The sequence below is a fragment of the Maridesulfovibrio sp. genome (genome assembly GCF_963678865.1).
Classification (GTDB): Bacteria; Desulfobacterota; Desulfovibrionia; order Desulfovibrionales; family Desulfovibrionaceae; genus Maridesulfovibrio.
Genome location: NZ_OY787459.1, coordinates 963914 through 981852 on the forward strand (window position 1 = coordinate 963914; position 17939 = coordinate 981852).

The window sequence follows — 17939 nt, forward strand, 5'->3', positions numbered from 1 at the left end:
AAAACCGCCCTGAAAAATATTTCAAGGCGGTTTTCATAAAGTGCTTATAAACAATTGAATTATTTCTTCATATTTACGAACTGGAAAGGCATATCAAGATCGGAATCCTTAACCAGCGAGATGACCTCCTGCAGATCGTCCAGTTTTTTACCGGTAACACGAACCTGATCATCCTGAATGGCTGCTTGCACTTTCATCTTGGAAGCTTTGATCAATTTGACAATTTTCTTAGCAGTATCCTTATCAATACCTTCCTTAAGCTTTACTTCCTGCTTGAGCTGAGCACTTGAAGTAGGCTCGACCTTACCGAAATCAAGGAATCTGGGATCAACCTTGCGTCTGGTGAAATGGGTGATCATCATGTCCTTCACGGCCTTGATTTTCATCTCATCACCGGTCACAAGACTTATTGTGTTGGTCTTCTTATTCAAGGAAAGCTCAGTATTGACTCCGCGGAAATCGTAGCGGGTTTCAATCTCTTTGAGAACATTATTAACAGCGTTATCGACTTCCTGAGTGTCGATCTGGCTGACAATATCAAAAGACGGCATAGTATATCCTCCATGAAATTATTGGCAGTTTGAAATCGCCCTGTTATTTAACAATCAGCAAAACATAGTCAAGTCCTGCGTATAATCATGATTCAGGACATCAGGGCATCAGCAATAGATGGATAAATATCAAATATGGTGTCAAGTTTGGTAAGCCTGAAAACCTGTTCTACGCGCGGGGTCAGGCCGGCAAGTAGAAAACGTCCGTTTACAGGGACATCATATGCTGCGGGGATCAACCCCGCAAGACCGCAGGAATCCATGAATATCACCGCTGAAAGATCAAGCACAAATTTGCTGTCGCCTTCACCGACCAGCGAAGACACACGTTCCTGCAATGCACCAAAATTAGTTGAGTCAACCCGATTTTCTCCAATTCGCAGAATGACAAAGTCCCCGACCCTTTTCTGAGACAAAATCATATTCCGCTCCTGAGCAGCTAATGAGTTACCCCGCTCCCCCATTGTAATTTCAGAACAAACAGGATATTGAAATAAATTATGTATGCACGTCAATTACAAAGACAATCATTAACATTCAGAAAGATGAAGAGCAATAACTATGTACATACTGAATATAAACTATATCAAATCATTAGAAAGCATTGATTCCTTGTTGGAAGAGCACATAAAATTTCTGGAAAAACATTATAGCGAAGGTATTTTCATCGCTTCTGGCCGCAAAATTCCACGGTCAGGAGGAATCATTTTTGTGAAAAATATTACCTTCGAAAAACTTGAAAAAATAATCAATGAAGACCCCTTCAAACGAGAAGGAGCCGCTGAATACGAAATTATTCAGTTCACCCCCACTATGATGGCTGAGGGATATGAAATATTAAAGGATGCCACATCTTAAACCGTTAGCGCAGTGGACCTGGGTCCAAAAACTCAGGTCCAACCCAATTCCATGGCCTTAAATGCATGTATCTTCTTGCTGTCCTTGCGCCCCCAATCTCCCATGAAATACATACATTCTTCACCGGAAAGGGGTTTACTGAAATAGTACCCCTGAAAACACGTCCCCCCCATCTCCCGCAACTGCGCCAACTGAGTCGGATCCTCAACGCCTTCAACAACAACTTTCATATTAATGTTCTGGCAAAGATCAAGAATGCTGGACAAAATATGCATGTTAACATCATCCAGAAAACCGAATGTCAGAGAACGGTCTATTTTTACTTTATCAATAGGCAGTTCACGCAGATAACGCAGCGAAGTGTGCCCCATACCAAAATCGTCAATGGAGATGCGGACTCCCCGCTTACGAAGCCTGTTTAAATTTTTAAGCTCCCATTCATTGGACGACATGGCAACAGACTCAGTAATCTCAATTTCAAGGCAATCTGCAGGGACCTGCGTCGCATGCAGGCAGGCCATAACTTTTTCGTCAAGTTTTTCATCGGCAAAAAGAGACGGTGTAAAATTAACTGAAACAAAAAAATCTTTACCGAATCTGTCATGCCAGACACTAAGCTGTGCGCATGACTCTCTGAGGACAAAATAACTCAGGCTATCAATATAATTCATGTCTTCAGCAAGTGCGACAACCACCTCTGGGGGGATGTGACCGTATGAAGGGTGATTCCAGCGCAAAAGAGCTTCAGCACCTATAATCTTACCGGCGTCAACGTCCACCTGCGGCTGATATACCATGTAAAGCTGCTCTTCACGCCTGATAGCATATGCGAGATCATGTGCTAGCGACCGGGCTACAAAGCCTTCAAAACCTGACAGCCCAAGACATTTGTAGCCATTTATCCTCCCGGAGCCAAGGGCTGCGGCACGAACCTCACTCAGACCCTGCTCATACTGTTTTTTGGCTACCCGGTCGAAAATAACCACAAAAGGCATGTAAATTCCAACACCTACAGAAATAACAAAAATCTGCAGCAAAACTCCGGACCACGAACCTGTTGACATGTAACTGTTGAATAATGCCGGAGTTGTCCAATGCACAACACTCGAAATAACCGGAACAAGACCTGCAAGAGTAGCCGTATAGGCAATGCAATAGGTCAGTACCGGGGTAAGAATAAAAGGAATAACGTAAACAGGATTCAGGATCAGCGGAATGCCGAAAAGAAGGGGTTCATTCACATTAAAGACACAAACAATCAAAGCGAGCATGGAAATTCTTCTGATCCCTGAATCGCTCCCCTTAAGCAGGATTGCAATAATCAGACTCAAAGTAAGCCCGGAACCACCAGCCAGGGCAAAACAATCAATAAAACCTTTAGTCAGGATATGTGGAGGAACCCCTCCGGCTTTAACGGCAGCAATATTGGCAGCAATATTATCCGCGAAAAGAGTGCTATCAAAAAAAGACAAACAATTTGGACCATGTACTCCGAAAAACCATAGACTTTGTGAAGTTAAAGTATATACCAGCCCGCTTAAAAACTCGGAATCAGAAAAATTAACCGTGGCAAACACCAAATGCTGCTTAAGTTGTTGCAGATTGGTGAACCCTGACAACAACATCAGTTTTTTTAGCAGACCAAAAATCAAAATCACCGCCACACATGCCGGAATAAGGGATAAAATCTCCCTTGAAAAAAGGTCATATCCTGCCCCGGAAACCGGTATGCGCATTTGAAAATCAATAAATTTATGCAACAGGTAACTGGAAACTGAGGCCACAAAAAAAGCCTGCGCAATTCCTTTGCCCAAGGAAGCAATTTCGCTGAAACTTGAAAAATTAATATCGCCATGCAGAATAAAAAAGCATGACAGGGCAATTATCACAAATAAATTCGGACTGGCGTATTCACCTGATCCTTTCTTATTGTGCATCACCCCGAAATTATAACTCATACTACACAGAAGGACCAAAACGGCAACACCGTATGTTCCGTTTACAATGTCCTCCAACAACTTTCTGAGAGACTCAGATAAGCCTCCGGTAACACTTTGTAGGGGAAAATTTAAAATGCAAAGAAACACCGCTCCGACAACAATCAAAGGAAATACCTGTAACTGACTGCGCTTCAAGACCCGAAAAAAAGTCGTTGAAGAGATTCTACCCAAGGCAAGGTAGACCAATTCAAAAACCTTAAAAACGAAAATTATTCCCGGAATCTGCTCTTTGTCAGAATTTTCAATCATAAAGCCCTTCTACTTCAGAAAACACCCTTTTAAAACTCATATCTCGTGACGCATTAAAGACATAATAAAAAAAAGATTTTTTTTAAAGCCCTGAAACAGAGTAATTTATGCCTTAATTGCAATATTATCTATTTTCATACGACATAATGTATATAAAAAAAAAGAGCCTGCACTTGTTAAAAAGTACAGGCTCATAACAAAAGATACACAAAAAATTAATCTAAAGAATTTATCCTGTTGGTCAACTTGCGAAATTCAGTCTTCATTTCTGAGCTCTGAAACACAATTAAATCCGGAGTCTGCAATTCAGCAATACGGTCAAGCATGGCATTGGCATCGCGCATCAAAGAAATCAAGCTGTGCGCCCCCTGCACGGTTTCATAGGTATTCAGCGCCACCTCATACTCATGGCTCACACCTGATTTAGCATCCGCAATGCGATCCCGATTTCTGTTTAAATATTCGCTATACATTTTGGCTGTACGCACTGTGAGCCCCTGAGCCGCCAGGTTGGTTTTATATATACCCCGATACTTGGCTGGTTCATTGTTAATCTTTTCCACAGTCCTCTGAATCAGTTCTTCCTGCTTGCTGATAATATCTGCAATCTTGACCAGATAAACATCCTCAATCCTGTGCTCATAATTATCATACAAATTAAGCAGAATACGCAGCAGCAATGTATGCATTCCGTAATAACGCTTAGCCATCTCAATGTTCTCATTGGCCTCAGCTGTCAAACGCTGCAATTCAGTAGTTATCAATTTCACATTATTAAATACCGAAAGAAGGCGCACATCATCATCTCCGGTAACACTGTAAACAAGTGTCTCCACCTGTTCGCGGTCCACCTCCATCCCGATAGCGTGCATTTCCTCCAAAAGCCGGTCAATCAACTTTTCGACCCTCTTTCCGTTTACCTCTTCCCGTATTTCAAGATCTTTAATTTTATCATCAATGGAAGCGGCATCCTTTTTCCATACCTCCCATTTCTCTACTTTCTTGGGAGCCGCAAGCCGTTCTGTCTTAAGCTCTGCAACTCTTTCCCGGCACTCCCGTGAATCTTCCTGCAACCTGCGGATAATATCCTTCGTTTCAGACATACCGGAAATTCCCAAAACCTCAATACACTCATCCAACAAATCATTTATCTTGCCGTCGATACTCTCTTTATCCGCTTTTAACGGATTCCATGATGAATCCGGTACCCTTCCGCGTAAATCAAGCTCGGACACAGCATCTGACAGTAATGGATGCACTTCACCCCAGACGTCCTCCAAAGAGGACGCTAAAGCCGAAGAGACAAAACAGAACACCAATATCAATAAAATAAAAAAACTTCTCACCTGTATTCACCTTCGATCGATCAGCAAGATCGACATTCATCACTGTACGTTCTTCGCCGTCAAATATATTAGCTCAAAAATCACAATGCGTTAAATCCCGTTATTATAATAATCGTTTTCACAACTACTACAATAACTCCAGTCAAAAAACTTCCTTTTTTAAATTTTTAAAAAAAATAAAACCCATGCGAACATATTAGCGTAAAACGTTTAAAAAAAAGCTACGCGTGCTCGCAGTTAAATGAAATTGTATAAGAACATAACATCTTATAAAAGCGGATGTCATGTATAAAGTTCAAGCACACCATCAAAGTATAGATGGACTCGCTGCAATATATTTCATTATTCTAATCAAATGTGAATATTTTCCCGATTATAAACCAAAAATAATATAATACTATAATTTAGTACTTCACGACTGGACTTATGACTGACAGGCGAATATATAACCCACCGAAGGATAGTGGATTTTTCAACCACTATATACTGAAACCCGCGACACAGCCTCCTGACCACCGCCAGAAAATTCGGTCCGTGCGTTGTGTCCTGCCCCCGGACTTATGCTTTAGCATTTCCAGCTAGCCAGACAAAATATACCACGAACACGTGATATGCCGGGCAATCACTTCAGTATTCATTATTTTACAGATCTAAGCGAATGGAGAGACGCTATGCCCCAATCATTAGCAAAAACTTTTGTGAATACCTTTCTGGGCCATGCCCCGATGTGGTATAAACTGGCCATTCTGGCCTTCCTGATCATTAACCCTGTAATTATGGCAACCATAGGACCTTTCGTTGCAGGCTGGGTTCTTATTGCCGAATTTATCTTTACCCTGACCATGGCATTGAAATGCTACCCCCTTCCGGCAGGCGGACTGCTGGCAATGGAAGCTGTACTTATCGGACTGACCAACCCGGAAACCATCTATCATGAAGCCCACCACAACTTTGAAGTAATCCTTCTGCTGATTTTCATGGTCGCAGGTATCCACTTCATGAAAGACTTCCTGCAGTTCACCTTTACCCGCATTCTGGTTAATGTGCGTTCTAAAATGCTTATCTCACTGCTCTTCTGCTTTGCAGGAGCATTCCTTTCAGCATTTCTTGATGCGCTGACTGTTACCGCGGTCATTATCGCCGTAGCGCTGGGTTTTTACAGCGTATATCATAAGTATGTTTCCAGTGGCGCGGATACAGGCTCTCACAGCCTTGATTCAGACCTGCACCTTAAAGAAAAAAACCGCGAAGAGCTTAAAGAATTCCGAGGATTTCTTCGCAACCTGATGATGCACGGCGCTGTGGGTACTGCTCTCGGTGGTGTATGCACCCTCGTTGGCGAACCTCAGAACCTGCTTATCGGCAGCGAAATGGGCTGGCATTTTATTCCCTTTGCAGTCAATGTAGCCCCGGTAACCATGCCTGTTTTTGCTATCGGCCTGCTGACCTGCATGCTCGTTGAGCAGTTCAAAATCTGCGGATACGGCTTTACCCTGCCCGGCAACATTCGCTCATTCCTTTTTGAAGAAGCCATGCGTCAGGAAGAAAAACAGGGGCAAGCCGGTCGTTTAAGACTGATCATCCAGGCCATCATAGGTGTCTGGCTTATCCTTGCATTGGCCTTCCACCTCGCTGCAGTCGGTATTGTCGGTCTTTCCATCATCGTATTGCTGACTGCTTTCACCGGGGTTATCGAAGAAAGCCGTATCGGCCCCGCATTTGAAGAAGCCCTGCCTTTTACCGCATTGCTGGTTGTATTCTTCTCCGTGGTTGCCGTCATCCACTCTCAGGAACTGTTCAAGCCGATTATTTCATACGTACTCAGCTTGCAGGGACAAGCCCAGCTTATGGCTTACTACATCGCAAACGGATTACTATCTGCCATCTCTGACAACGTATTCGTTGCAACTGTCTACATTTCGGAAACCAAAATGCATTTCGTACATTTACTTGATGCCATCCCCGGAATCGGTATGAGCGGACAAGCCCTCATGGACAAACTGACAGACCCACACGCTGTACGTGCCGACGTTATCGCCGCACTGCCCCAAGCCGCTGCAACTCAAGTCCACGCAGCCATGCACCAATTTGACAAACTTGCTGTTGCCATCAACACAGGTACCAACATTCCATCTGTGGCAACACCCAACGGACAGGCAGCTTTCCTCTTTCTGCTGACAAGTGCTCTTGCCCCGGTCATCAGGCTTTCATACGGCAGAATGGTCTTGCTGGCACTTCCCTACACCCTGACCATGTCCATCACCGGCCTTCTGGCAGTTGACTGGTTTCTATAGAAAACTTCAGATAGCCCCTTGGGAACCCAAAAGAACTTCTGGCAAAATTATTGGGAAACTTCTCAAACTTTCAACGGGCTTCACTAAAATATAACTTAGAAAGCGGGTAAACTGATTATCAGTTTACCCGCTTTCTTTTGCCCTGCTCTAGACATACAGAAACAAAAAATTTAGCCTCAATATGAAAACAAGAATCACCTACAAGTTAGGCAACAGATTGAAAGGTCTTTAGTTGCCGGAGGCAAAATGAATACAACTCTCAAAATTATAGGAAACATAAGCTCCACGATAAAGACACGCAAAGATGCCCCCAAGCAGGGAAATGAAGGTGGGGTGGAAGCGGTGGTGGAGATCAATGAAGAATATCGTGAATCAATGGACGGATTGAATGTGGGAAATGAAATCCTGCTCTTCACATGGCTGCACGAAGCAGACCGCAACTGCCAAAAGGTTCACCCACGTGGAAAAGAATCTCGCCCTAAACGGGGTGTATTCTCCACCCGCTCGCCGGACAGGCCCAATCCCATAGGCCTGCATCCAGTTACCATCACAGAAATAAACGGATGCAAAATAAAAGTCCGCCCTATGGAAGCCATAGACGGAACACCGCTTGTGGACATAAAAATAAACCAGCGCTAATAAGATTGAAATGCCATCCCACGGGGTCGGTAACTTTAGGACCGACCCCGCATGGGGTATTCCATCAATACAGGTATCGTGAAATCTCGGGTAGCTACTACCGGGGACGGTAAGTAATTCTGCCGCGAGTGAGATCGTAAGGAGAGAGCTCAACCGTTACCTTGTCACCGGGCATAACCCTGATGCGGAATTTACGCATCTTGCCGGAGATGTGAGCCAGAACCTCATGACCGTTTTCAAGCTCTACACGAAACATAGCGTTGGGGAGAGCTTCTTCTACAATACCGTTTACTGCAATGCCTTCTTCTTTAGCCAAAACTTTTCCTCTTATTCTTGATTAGTTACATAAAAAATTAGTTACATAAAAAAAGCCCGCATTCGCAACTGCGACAGCGGGCTTAATTTTTGATTTTCCCGGTCTTGGGAAGATCAAGACTGTCTTTAGGTACAAAATGGTTTCAGCGAGAATAACACATTCTCGCCAGCCCAAAGGGGCTTTATACCAAATCGCAACAAATTACCAGCGTCTGGGACGTGGTTCACGGGGACGGGCTTCGTTTACTTTCAGATTACGGCCGCCAAAGTCAGTACCATCAAGATTTTCAATAGCCTGAATAGCGCCTTCATCTTCCATTTCAACAAAACCGAATCCACGGGGGCGGCCGGTTTCACGGTCATTGATGAGTTTAACAGAAATAACTTCACCAAATTCTTCAAAAGCTGCCCTTACATCTTCCTCGGAAGAGTTCCAGGGAAGATTGCCCACGTAAATGTTCTTCGACATCTCAAAAAACTCCATAAAACGTTAGAACTTAAAACAAAACCAGACCGCCGTTCGAACTTAAAAATTCTTTACGACACTTGCTGTACTCAGAAACCCGCTGAGATAACCAGCCATTCAACAAAATACCTATAAAGACAATCTATGATATTCGGCTGAAATCCGGTAGCCTATGTAGCCCCATACCCCAGCAAGGATAAAAGAGCAATAGGCCCGCGCAAAAAAGGTTATTTAAATACAACTTTTTTTTACGCGGGCCATAATATTTTAATAAAGAGTGGTCAGTTATTTTTTGAGCCAGCTCATCATTTTGCGGAGTTCACCACCGACCTGCTCGATCTGGTGTTCTTTACCGATGCGGCGCATAGCGCTGAAGTGAGCCTTACCGGTCATGTTCTCAGCAATGAATTCCCTAGCGAATTCACCCTGCTGGATTTCCTTGAGGATCTTCTTCATTTCTTTGCGGCTTTCTGCATTGATTACGCGGGGACCGCGGGTGAGATCACCGTACTCAGCGGTATCGGAAATGGAATTACGCATCTTAGCCAGACCACCTTCATAAATGAGGTCGATGATCAGCTTGCATTCGTGCAGACACTCAAAATAAGCAATTTCGGGCTGGTAACCTGCTTCTACGAGAGTTTCGAAGCCAGCTTTGATCAGTTCGGAAAGACCGCCGCAAAGAACAGCCTGTTCACCGAAAAGGTCGGTTTCGGTTTCTTCACGGAAAGTAGTCTGCAGAACGCCGGAACGGGTTGCACCGATGCCTTTTGCGTAAGCAAGAGCGATATCAAAAGCCTTGCCGGAAGCATCCTGATCTACAGCGATGATTGCAGGAACAGCTCCGCCTTCGGTGTAGGTACGGCGTACGAGATGGCCGGGGCCTTTGGGAGCAGCCATGATTACATCAACGTCTGCAGGAGGAGTAATCTGTTCGAAATGAATGTTGAAACCGTGTCCGAAAGCAAGGATATTACCGGGCTTCAGGTTGGGCGCGATGTCAGCTTTGTAGATTTCTGCCTGAACCTGGTCGGGCAGGAGGATCATAATGAGATCGGCCTGTGCGGCAGCTTCAGCAGCACTTACGGGTTCAAAACCGTGCTCTTTGGCAAGCTCGTAGTTTGCACTGCCGGGACGCTGACCAACAACAACTTTAACACCGGAATCACGGAGGTTCTGTGCGTGGGCATGACCCTGACTACCGTAACCGATAATGGCAACTGTCTTATCTTTAAGCAGATTAAGATCAGCATCATTTTCATAATAAACTTTCATTGCTTTCTCCTAGATATTATTCGCTTTAATTCGGACACGAAACTTGTGAATAGTTCCCCGGCGGCTCGCCTTGATAAAAGCCGTGCGGAGGACACTCTTGTGCCGAAATGTTTATGAAATTTTAAACTAAACTTGCAGGGCACGCTTCATGGCGACGGTGCCTGTGCGGGCTACTTCCTTGATACCGAATCTGCTAAGCATATTGATCAGTGCCTCGATTTTACCACGGTCACCTGTCACTTCAATGGATAATTCATCCACACTGACATCGACAACCTTACAGCGGAAGATATCCACAATACGCAGAATTTCAGCCCGCTTGGCATCTTCGGCATTGACCTTGAGAATGACCATCTCACGCTCAACAGCCTTGTGTTCCATCATATCAACAACCTTGATGACAGTAACCAGCTTACGAAGCTGTTTAACTATCTGCTCCACAATGTGCTCATCGCCGAAGGTTGTGATAGTCATCTGGGAAACTCCCTCCTCAAGGGTGGGAGCTACGTTGAGGGATTCAATGTTGAATCCTCGCCCGCTGAACAGTCCTGCAACTCTGGAAAGAACCCCGGGCTCGTTTTCAACTGTCACGGATAAAGTATGTCTCATTACTTCCTCCTAAACGAGCAGCATGTCGGTTAATGAAGCACCGGCGGGAACCATGGGGTACACGTTCTCTTCCGGATCCACACGGACATCGATGATAGTCGGCTTTCCATTGGAAAAAGCTTCCTTGAGTATCGGTTCGAGGTCTTTTTCTTCAGTAACCCTGTACCCGGCGGCTCCGTAAGCTTCGGCAAGTTTCACGAAATCAGGCTGGGCATCCATGCAGGTTTCACAATAGTTGCGATTGTAAAAAAGCTCCTGCCACTGGCGGACCATTCCGAGATATCCGTTATTCAAGATAACAATTTTTACGGGAAGGTTGTTGCAGACGGCAGTCATCATTTCCTGAATATTCATCTGAATAGAACCGTCACCGGCAATATTCACTACAAGTTTGTCCGGGAAGGCCATCTGAGCGCCGATAGCTGCGGGAAACCCGAAGCCCATGGTCCCGAGACCACCTGATGAAAGAAATGATTTAGAGCGTTTAAACTTGTAGAACTGGGCGGCCCACATCTGGTTCTGGCCCACTTCGGTAGCGATAATGGCTTCCCCTTTGCTGATCTCGTAGACTTTCTCCACGACCAACTGGGGTTTGATGAACTCGGTATCGCTTTTTTTATAACGCAGGGGATGAGTTTCTGACCATTCCTGAACCTGCCTGACCCAAACGGCGTGGGCAACTTCCCAATCCACGGAATCAAGATCCGGTTCCATTTCACTCTTTAATGCAGACAGCGCGCTTTTACAGTCAGCGACCAGAGGCACGTGTACGGCTACGTTCTTCTGAATTGAGGTGGGGTCAATATCGATGTGAACAAGAGTGGCTTTGGGGGCAAAAGTGCTAACCTTACCGGTCACACGGTCATCGAACCTCGCCCCGATCGCCAGGACGAGGTCCGCGTTATTTATTGCCATGTTCGCGGCGTAGGTACCGTGCATGCCCAGCATCCCCAACCAAAGGGGATCATCTCCGGGAAAGGCACCCAGCCCCATAAGGGTAGCGGTCACCGGAATGTTCAGGCTCTTGGCGAGCCATGTCAATTCATCCTCAGCTCCAGAGCTGATAACCCCTCCGCCTGCATAAATCAAGGGTCTTTCTGCACCTTCGATCAATTTTGCGACTTTTTTAATCTGCCGCGCATGCGGTTTCAGATTCGGGTTATAGCTTCTAAGAGTTACATCTTCAGGCCATTCGAACTTAAATTTCTGCTGCATAATATCTTTAGGCAGATCCACAAGAACCGGCCCGGGGCGTCCTGTACGGGCCAGATAAAAGGCCTGTCGGACAGTATAGGCTAGATCTTTGATATCCTTTACAAGATAATTATGCTTGGTGCAGGGACGGGTGATCCCGACAATATCCACTTCCTGAAACGCATCGTTTCCGATCAGTGGAGTGGGAACCTGCCCGGTGAAAATAACCACCGGGATCGAATCCATATATGCCGTTGCTATGCCGGTAACAGTGTTGGTCGCTCCGGGACCTGATGTCACGAGGCAGACCCCAACATCGCCGGTGGCGCGTGCATAGCCGTCCGCAGCATGGATTGCACCCTGTTCATGCCTTACAAGTATGTGCTTAAACGGATAATTGGGTAATTCGTCGTAAATATCAATTACGGCTCCTCCTGGGAATCCGAATACGACGTCCACACCCTCCCTTTTCAGACATTCAAGAAATATCTGAGCTCCGGTGAGCTCCATGGCACCCTCCCTTATTTATGCTTGTCGAGCAAAGCTTGCAGCTTTGTCTTTCCAGCGAGTTTTTTCTTTTTTAATTCTTTGACCTCCTGAGTTTCAGTTTCACTCAGGTAGGACTTGGCTTCCATTTTATCGATGAGTTTCTTAAATTCGTTGTGCTGGCTCCATAGAGCATTAATTTCGCTATCCTGGCCCACTAGCTGCTCGATCAGTTCAATCTCTCTCTGTTCCATTTGTGAAACTCCTTTTTGCAATTGGTTTGCAACTCAGGCGCCTTCAGGGATTATCCCTTCCCAGCGCGGTTCGACATCGGACTCAACCAGTAAAACCTTTTTACGGTTGGAATGCCCTGATGCAATGGAAATATTACGTTTTTTAAGACCCAGACGGGTCGCGACAAATGCGGCAAGGGCCTTATTGGCCTTGTTATCGACTGCGGGAGCGTTTATCCGCACGCGCACACTATCCTGATACTCCCCGGTAATGCCCTCATTTTTGGCACCGGGCTGGACCCATACAGAGACCCTCCACGAACCATGTCCGCAAGGCCTGACATAGGATGGCAGTTCAGCAATAGCTTCGGTCACTTGGCCTTCTTGAAGAATTTTAATTTGGATTCGATGGCTTCAACCTTCTCTACCTCGGGATCCCCTATCTCCAAAGTCTTAAGATGCGACTCAAGGAGAGCTTTCAACTCGACCTCAAAACGAGTTCGCTGCCGTTTCAGCTCATTTATGTCCTCGTGAATCTGCGCCAGCCTGTTATGAGCCTGCTGCAGAATCACTTCAGCCCTTGAATGAGCTTCATTGATAATGAGCTCAGCTTCTTTCCTTGCGGTAGCTTTCAGGTCGTCCACCATTCTCTGGGTGGTCATCAAGGTATCACGCAGAGTTTCCTCACGCTGACGAAACTCGGAGATAGTACTCTCTCTGCGGGAAACCTTCTTCTGTAGCTGCTTTTTTTCATCGGCAGAAGCGCCAAGGACATCCGCGAGTTCGACCATCAGCTGGTCAACTTCGCTCTTGGAATACCCGAACAGGGATTTAGAAAACTTTTTATTGAGTAAGTCTATTTTTGAAAGACTCATGCCCACCTCCGGCACTTACATACCATAAGCGAGTCTGGTGAGGTTGCCCACCAGCGCTATGTCGAGCATCTGAATAACCAGAAGCACAACAATGGGTGAAAGATCAAATCCACCAATATTTACAAAGGGAAGATACTGACGCACTTTGGCGAAAACAGGCTCGGTCACACTACGCAAAAACCTGACAACAGGATTGTAGGGATCAGGGTTGACCCAAGTAATCAGGGCGGAAATGATAACCACCCACATATAAAGATTAAGAACAAGCGAAAGGACCTTCGCCACGGCAAGAATCACGTAATCCATTTAACATACTCCTAACGGGCTGGATCAGAAGCAGCCGCTTCCGATCTTGACTATAAATTGGCACAGCAGGATTCAAGAATCAACTGTTTTTCCAAATTTACCTAAATTCTATTAAATATAAGTACAGTGGCCACGACAAAAGGGCCTGAAAACCCAAAAAACGCCTTCGCTCCATACTTCTTCATACTGCTTAACTAAACTTCTGCTGACCGCAACCGCAATTTGTCCATACATCATTGCGGGCCTTTTCCATCAGGTTACAGAGTGTCCAATAACTGTCCACATGTAATCTGGCCTTAAGAAGTGGGCTGCGATAAGCCCAGAATTCAACTCCGGCCCGCTCGGCGCAACGTTCATCCACCCATGTATCGCCGATGTAGACTACATCTTCCGGGCTCATATTCCACTTCTGCAGAATATAGTGAACCCCTTCGGGGTGCGGTTTGCTATTGGGCAAGGTTTCCGAGGTTACCATGGGTGAGAAAAAACTTTCAATGTCGAACATCTGCAGAACTGTAGGCAGGGTGTCGGTGCGGTTTGTGTTAATGCCCATACGGATATTGTTGGTTCTAAGCCACTCCAGCAGGCGGGAAAGGCCTTCTTCCACCTCAATATAATTGATACCTTCCTTGAGTGAAGGATCTGAGCTGAAAACAAAAGCCTCCTCATGAAACTCTTCAGGAAGAATATACTTCAAGGCTTCAGCGTGAGTCAGCGCATGAACCTGCTTTTCTTCCTCTGCGCTCATAAAATCAAGGCCGAATTTTTCCTTGAATTTATTGTAATACCATTTGTTGGCCTCGAATGAATTTATCAGTACCCCGTCGCAGTCAAAGATAACACCCTTGATTCTCTTCAGTACTTCAGGAGGGGTTACCGGGCTGATATATACGGATTCCATACTTCAATATTCCTCTTTATTTCTCGTCATTATTATTAAGGACCACGGTGAACTCACGATCAAACCACGGTTTATCTTCCGGCATGGAAGACAGGCCCAGCAATTTCCACACTTTTTCACGCAGAACAAGGGCCTTCTCCGCCAGCAGTCCTTCCTTCTCATAAAATTCAAAATCGCGGTCCCGCCAGAAGGCTACAGCCTCAACATCAGATGTCACCAGCACAGAATTTTCCGGCAGCAGCAAAGCGAATCCTTCCAGCACCTTCTTCCACGGCAGTTGCACATCTCCACCGCCCATTCCGGGCAGGTTAGCCATCAAACCACCGAGGACCATTGCTTTGCGATCATCTTCATCGTCTACATCCAGACCGAGACTTTCGCCAAAACCAGCCCATTTATCAGTCAGATTCTGTTCCAAAGTGCCAAGCTCGAGGTGCTTTTCTTCATAGGCATAACAAAGAGCCAGCACGATCTGATTCTGAATTCGAGCTTCTTCATCGCTTTTATCAACAATATCAGGGGAAATACGTGCGGTCAGTTCTGTGTGGATGGCTGAAGTCCTTTCGCCAAACTGGTCCCGGTCAAAGGGCTGGGGGTTGGCTATAAATTTAAACATATTACCAAGACTTTCCCCGTAACTGATAAAGTCATCAACCATGCGGCGGCAGGTCTGAGGCACCACGGGCAGATCTTCAGGCCGAAATACTGCGACCTCACCGGTGCCCTCCCGATCAATACCCGGATCAAAAATCAATGCACCTTCGACCTTTTCCCCGATCAGTTCTTCATGCATTTGCGGAAAATATATCAACACGGCTTGGACTCCTTATTATGATGCGCTACGCGTTTTTGATTAAAAGATTCGCCCCCGGCGGCTTAACCCTTTAAAAAGAGTTTAAAAATCCAAAACTTTTTTAATAATACTTCGCCGCCATTAATCTTAATCTGTCTTTTTTATAAAAATCTCATCCTTGCGTGGCTTGAAGAAATTGCAAACACCTTCACATTTCGGCTGTTCGAAAAGACAGATTTCATCGTGCAGTGCTCCGCAAAAGGGATCATCTTCTTCATCGCACGGGACCATCTTGCGACACACCACGGTGGATTTCAAGTGTTCTTCAATCCTTTGTTCCCAAAGATCGCGGAATGCCTGTTCATCCAGATGAAAGTTATCAGCCTGTAGCAGGAGCTTGTCATACTCCCCTTCCAGATCCTTCAGGACCCGACAACGCCATTCCCGGTTGTATCCGGGATTGAGCATCTCCTCATAGAGACACCTTCCATTCACATAGAACCGGCACATGCGGCCCGGCATCTTGGTAACCTTGGCCAAAAAAAACTCCTTCGGAAAAAAACACACCCAGCGTTCTGGATTGTTAAGTATACAAGTGATGAATTATGTACGGTTCGCACCTTTGTAAAGATTAAAAATATAAATTTTCCGTGCCGTTCCGGGACAAGAAGACATTCTTGACCAAAAGACAAGGCCCGTGTAAAAGTTCCTTACCGTCTAGCATTGGAGGATTAAAATGTTCGGTTTAGGAATCACAGAAATTCTTTTAATTTTGGGTATTATCATCCTGATTTTCGGAGCTAAAAAGCTTCCCGAGGTGGGCAGCGGACTGGGCCGTGCAATTCAGAATTTTAAAAAAGCAAGCAGCGAGTCTGAAGAAATTGACGTAACTCCGTCTAAAGATAAAGACAAAGAAGCGTAAACTTCTGCTGTCAGCTTGATTTTTTGCAGGTACTGCCTGCAGAGCCCCGGTTTGCCATGCGAGCCGGGGTTTTATTTTGGCGCACTATCTACTTCTTCAGCAAACATAACCAAACCCCGCCGAAGATACACAGCACCTGAAATAAACGTAAAAACAACAGTAACGATCTCAATTTCCGGAAACATGAAGCTGACATCAAGCCCGAAAGCCAAGCCGCTGAGAACGGAAAAGACCACCAGAAGTTGAAGGGCTGTGGTTATCTTGCTGGTCCATAGTGGATCGATCTTCTTCTCCACATTCACGCCATAAAATTTAAGCAGGAAAAGACCGCCAATAATTATCAGATCACGGGAGACGACAACAACTGTCAACCAGACGGGAATATAATTCTGGGCCGAAAGACAAAGAAAAGAACTGACCAGCAATATTTTATCCGCAAGAGGATCAATCATAGCCCCGAATTCGGTTCGCTGATTCATGACCCGAGCCAGAAAACCATCCAGACCATCCGAAATACCGGCCACCATGAAAAGCATCCACGCCACAAGGAAATGACTCTCGAGGTAGGCAATAACAACCCCCGGCGTGAGCAATATCCTGAATATGGTGATCAGGTTGGGAATGGTCCAGATATTCCGGCGCGCCATGGTCCTTCCTTATTCTTTCGCCTCCTCAAGTCCCTCCAGACTGAAAGTCAGCCCGCGGGGAGGCAGGTAATCATTCAAATAACCACGAAGCACCCACTGGTCAGAAATTTCAAGAGACCAACTGGCCGAGACAGCAGTGGGCTTCATTTCCACATCCAGCAACTGAACTTCCTGTACGGCTGAGTCCCATGTTTTCAGCTTGCGCCCGAAATCACGTACTCCCTCGGGATTGAACCAGCCGCTGACCACCAGCACTGCCTTGGGATTCATGAGGGCATCAATATTCTCAGAGCCGAAATATTTACCCCAGAGTTCACGCCAAACCGAATCAATACTGTCGCCTGAACCGTACCACTTTCCACGGGAAGACTGCAGTTCTCCGGCCCAACGTTTTTCGGAAGCATGGCGCACGGAAAAGACCGCAGCAGTACCGTTACTGTCTGCAACTGTGGATTTGCTCAAGCCGTAAAGAGTGACCAGACGGTCAATCTCCCTGTTCTGTTCAATCAGAAGTTCTTCATTCAAGGGGAACTTCCCGTTGGAGACTTCAATCTGCGCAGCCACTTCCCCGCTGGAAAAAAGACCCATTTTTTTCAATGCAGCACGCAGGCTCTTGCGGTTTACATTAACATCAATGGAAACAGACACGCCGTCTTCAGCCATCTTGACATCCATATCTTTATAACCGCTGATGTACTCTTCATAATATTTTCCGAAAGACTTTTTTACTGCTTCTGTCCTTGCTGCTGAGAGTGTTCCGGGAATCATACGCGAAGCCTCTGCAAACAGGGCCTGGGCAAAAGCCTCGGTCACAGCTTCCTGTCGCAGAGTCCTTTGCGGCACTTCCACTTCAGGATCCACAGGCTTGAAAATCTGAACCTTAACCGCATGGGCCGGCACAGCGGCACAAAGCAGCACGGCAACAAAAGCTGTAAAAACAAAAAATCTTATCTGATGGAAAAACTTCAATTTATAACTCC

General features: G+C 45.8%; 22 protein-coding genes. 4 read left to right on the forward strand and 18 right to left on the reverse strand.

Annotation, left to right across the window (positions count from 1 at the left end; all coding sequences use genetic code 11):
* Window positions 1-59 precede the first annotated feature (59 nt).
* Both ACKU41_RS04340 and ACKU41_RS04345 read right to left on the reverse strand, forming a co-directional pair.
* Window positions 60-551, reverse strand: a complete 492-nt coding sequence (locus ACKU41_RS04340) for a YajQ family cyclic di-GMP-binding protein (RefSeq protein ID WP_319780139.1) — start codon at window positions 549-551, stop codon at window positions 60-62.
* Window positions 552-643: 92 nt separating this feature from the next.
* A complete protein-coding gene (locus tag ACKU41_RS04345) occupies window positions 644-973 on the reverse strand; it encodes an STAS domain-containing protein (protein ID WP_319780140.1) in 330 nt (109 codons plus the stop codon).
* 139 nt (window positions 974-1112) lie between these two features.
* On the opposite strand from ACKU41_RS04345, the gene ACKU41_RS04350 reads away from it, so the two are divergent.
* Window positions 1113-1409, forward strand: coding sequence for a YciI family protein (locus tag ACKU41_RS04350; RefSeq protein WP_321404329.1), 297 nt, complete (start codon window positions 1113-1115; stop codon window positions 1407-1409).
* 32 nt (window positions 1410-1441) lie between these two features.
* Here the strand turns inward: ACKU41_RS04350 and ACKU41_RS04355 are convergent, their stop codons facing one another.
* Window positions 1442-3658 (reverse strand): EAL domain-containing protein, encoded by a 2217-nt coding sequence (locus ACKU41_RS04355; protein ID WP_321404330.1) that lies wholly within the window; start codon window positions 3656-3658, stop codon window positions 1442-1444.
* 215 nt (window positions 3659-3873) lie between these two features.
* Window positions 3874-4917, reverse strand: a complete 1044-nt coding sequence (locus ACKU41_RS04360) for a hypothetical protein (protein WP_319780143.1) — start codon at window positions 4915-4917, stop codon at window positions 3874-3876.
* Window positions 4918-5675: 758 nt separating this feature from the next.
* On the opposite strand from ACKU41_RS04360, the gene nhaB reads away from it, so the two are divergent.
* Both nhaB and tsaA read left to right on the forward strand, forming a co-directional pair.
* A complete protein-coding gene (nhaB, locus tag ACKU41_RS04365; RefSeq protein WP_321404331.1) occupies window positions 5676-7298 on the forward strand; it encodes a sodium/proton antiporter NhaB in 1623 nt (540 codons plus the stop codon).
* Window positions 7299-7544: 246 nt separating this feature from the next.
* Window positions 7545-7937, forward strand: a complete 393-nt coding sequence (gene tsaA / locus ACKU41_RS04370) for a tRNA (N6-threonylcarbamoyladenosine(37)-N6)-methyltransferase TrmO (protein ID WP_321404332.1) — start codon at window positions 7545-7547, stop codon at window positions 7935-7937.
* Window positions 7938-8034: 97 nt separating this feature from the next.
* Here the strand turns inward: tsaA and infA are convergent, their stop codons facing one another.
* The 12 genes from infA to ACKU41_RS04430 all read right to left on the reverse strand — a co-directional run bounded on the left by infA (window position 8035) and on the right by ACKU41_RS04430 (window position 15930).
* Entirely contained in the window at window positions 8035-8253 is a 219-nt protein-coding gene (gene infA, locus ACKU41_RS04375) for a translation initiation factor IF-1 (protein WP_015852266.1), read from the reverse strand.
* A gap of 201 nt (window positions 8254-8454) precedes the next feature.
* Window positions 8455-8721 (reverse strand): RNA-binding protein, encoded by a 267-nt coding sequence (locus ACKU41_RS04380; RefSeq protein ID WP_319780147.1) that lies wholly within the window; start codon window positions 8719-8721, stop codon window positions 8455-8457.
* A 282-nt stretch (window positions 8722-9003) separates the two neighbouring features.
* The gene (gene ilvC, locus ACKU41_RS04385) at window positions 9004-9993 is read right to left on the reverse strand and encodes a ketol-acid reductoisomerase (protein WP_319780148.1); all 990 of its coding nucleotides are present in this window, start codon (window positions 9991-9993) and stop codon (window positions 9004-9006) included.
* A gap of 126 nt (window positions 9994-10119) precedes the next feature.
* Complete coding sequence (ilvN, locus tag ACKU41_RS04390; RefSeq protein ID WP_319780149.1) at window positions 10120-10602, reverse strand: acetolactate synthase small subunit; 483 nt, start codon at window positions 10600-10602, stop codon at window positions 10120-10122.
* Between the two features lie 9 nt (window positions 10603-10611).
* Window positions 10612-12306 (reverse strand): biosynthetic-type acetolactate synthase large subunit, encoded by a 1695-nt coding sequence (gene ilvB / locus ACKU41_RS04395; RefSeq protein ID WP_321404335.1) that lies wholly within the window; start codon window positions 12304-12306, stop codon window positions 10612-10614.
* Between the two features lie 11 nt (window positions 12307-12317).
* Window positions 12318-12536, reverse strand: coding sequence for a DUF465 domain-containing protein (locus tag ACKU41_RS04400; RefSeq protein ID WP_319780151.1), 219 nt, complete (start codon window positions 12534-12536; stop codon window positions 12318-12320).
* A 33-nt stretch (window positions 12537-12569) separates the two neighbouring features.
* The gene (locus ACKU41_RS04405; RefSeq protein WP_319780152.1) at window positions 12570-12890 is read right to left on the reverse strand and encodes a DUF167 domain-containing protein; all 321 of its coding nucleotides are present in this window, start codon (window positions 12888-12890) and stop codon (window positions 12570-12572) included.
* Complete coding sequence (locus ACKU41_RS04410; RefSeq protein WP_319780153.1) at window positions 12887-13390, reverse strand: DivIVA domain-containing protein; 504 nt, start codon at window positions 13388-13390, stop codon at window positions 12887-12889. Before ACKU41_RS04410 ends, ACKU41_RS04405 begins: the two co-directional genes overlap by 4 nt.
* 15 nt (window positions 13391-13405) lie before the next feature.
* Window positions 13406-13696, reverse strand: coding sequence for a YggT family protein (locus tag ACKU41_RS04415; RefSeq protein WP_319780154.1), 291 nt, complete (start codon window positions 13694-13696; stop codon window positions 13406-13408).
* A 190-nt stretch (window positions 13697-13886) separates the two neighbouring features.
* On the reverse strand, window positions 13887-14597 hold the full coding sequence (locus ACKU41_RS04420; RefSeq protein WP_319780155.1) for an HAD family hydrolase: 711 nt from the start codon (window positions 14595-14597) through the stop codon (window positions 13887-13889).
* 16 nt (window positions 14598-14613) lie between these two features.
* Window positions 14614-15411 carry a hypothetical protein gene (locus ACKU41_RS04425; protein ID WP_319780157.1) on the reverse strand — a complete coding sequence of 266 codons (798 nt, stop codon included), beginning with the start codon at window positions 15409-15411 and terminating at the stop codon, window positions 14614-14616.
* A 126-nt stretch (window positions 15412-15537) separates the two neighbouring features.
* Entirely contained in the window at window positions 15538-15930 is a 393-nt protein-coding gene (locus ACKU41_RS04430; RefSeq protein ID WP_321404337.1) for a hypothetical protein, read from the reverse strand.
* A gap of 196 nt (window positions 15931-16126) precedes the next feature.
* Here ACKU41_RS04430 and ACKU41_RS04435 point away from each other — a divergent pair, with 196 nt between their 5' ends.
* Window positions 16127-16312: a twin-arginine translocase TatA/TatE family subunit gene (locus ACKU41_RS04435; RefSeq protein ID WP_163352498.1), complete on the forward strand. Its 186-nt coding sequence runs from the start codon at window positions 16127-16129 to the stop codon at window positions 16310-16312.
* A gap of 71 nt (window positions 16313-16383) precedes the next feature.
* Here ACKU41_RS04435 and ACKU41_RS04440 read toward each other — a convergent pair whose 3' ends face one another.
* Together ACKU41_RS04440 and ACKU41_RS04445 are read right to left on the reverse strand one after the other, a co-directional pair.
* The gene (locus ACKU41_RS04440; protein WP_319780160.1) at window positions 16384-16959 is read right to left on the reverse strand and encodes a CDP-alcohol phosphatidyltransferase family protein; all 576 of its coding nucleotides are present in this window, start codon (window positions 16957-16959) and stop codon (window positions 16384-16386) included.
* A 9-nt stretch (window positions 16960-16968) separates the two neighbouring features.
* Window positions 16969-17928 carry a hypothetical protein gene (locus tag ACKU41_RS04445; protein WP_321404339.1) on the reverse strand — a complete coding sequence of 320 codons (960 nt, stop codon included), beginning with the start codon at window positions 17926-17928 and terminating at the stop codon, window positions 16969-16971.
* Window positions 17929-17939 lie beyond the last annotated feature (11 nt).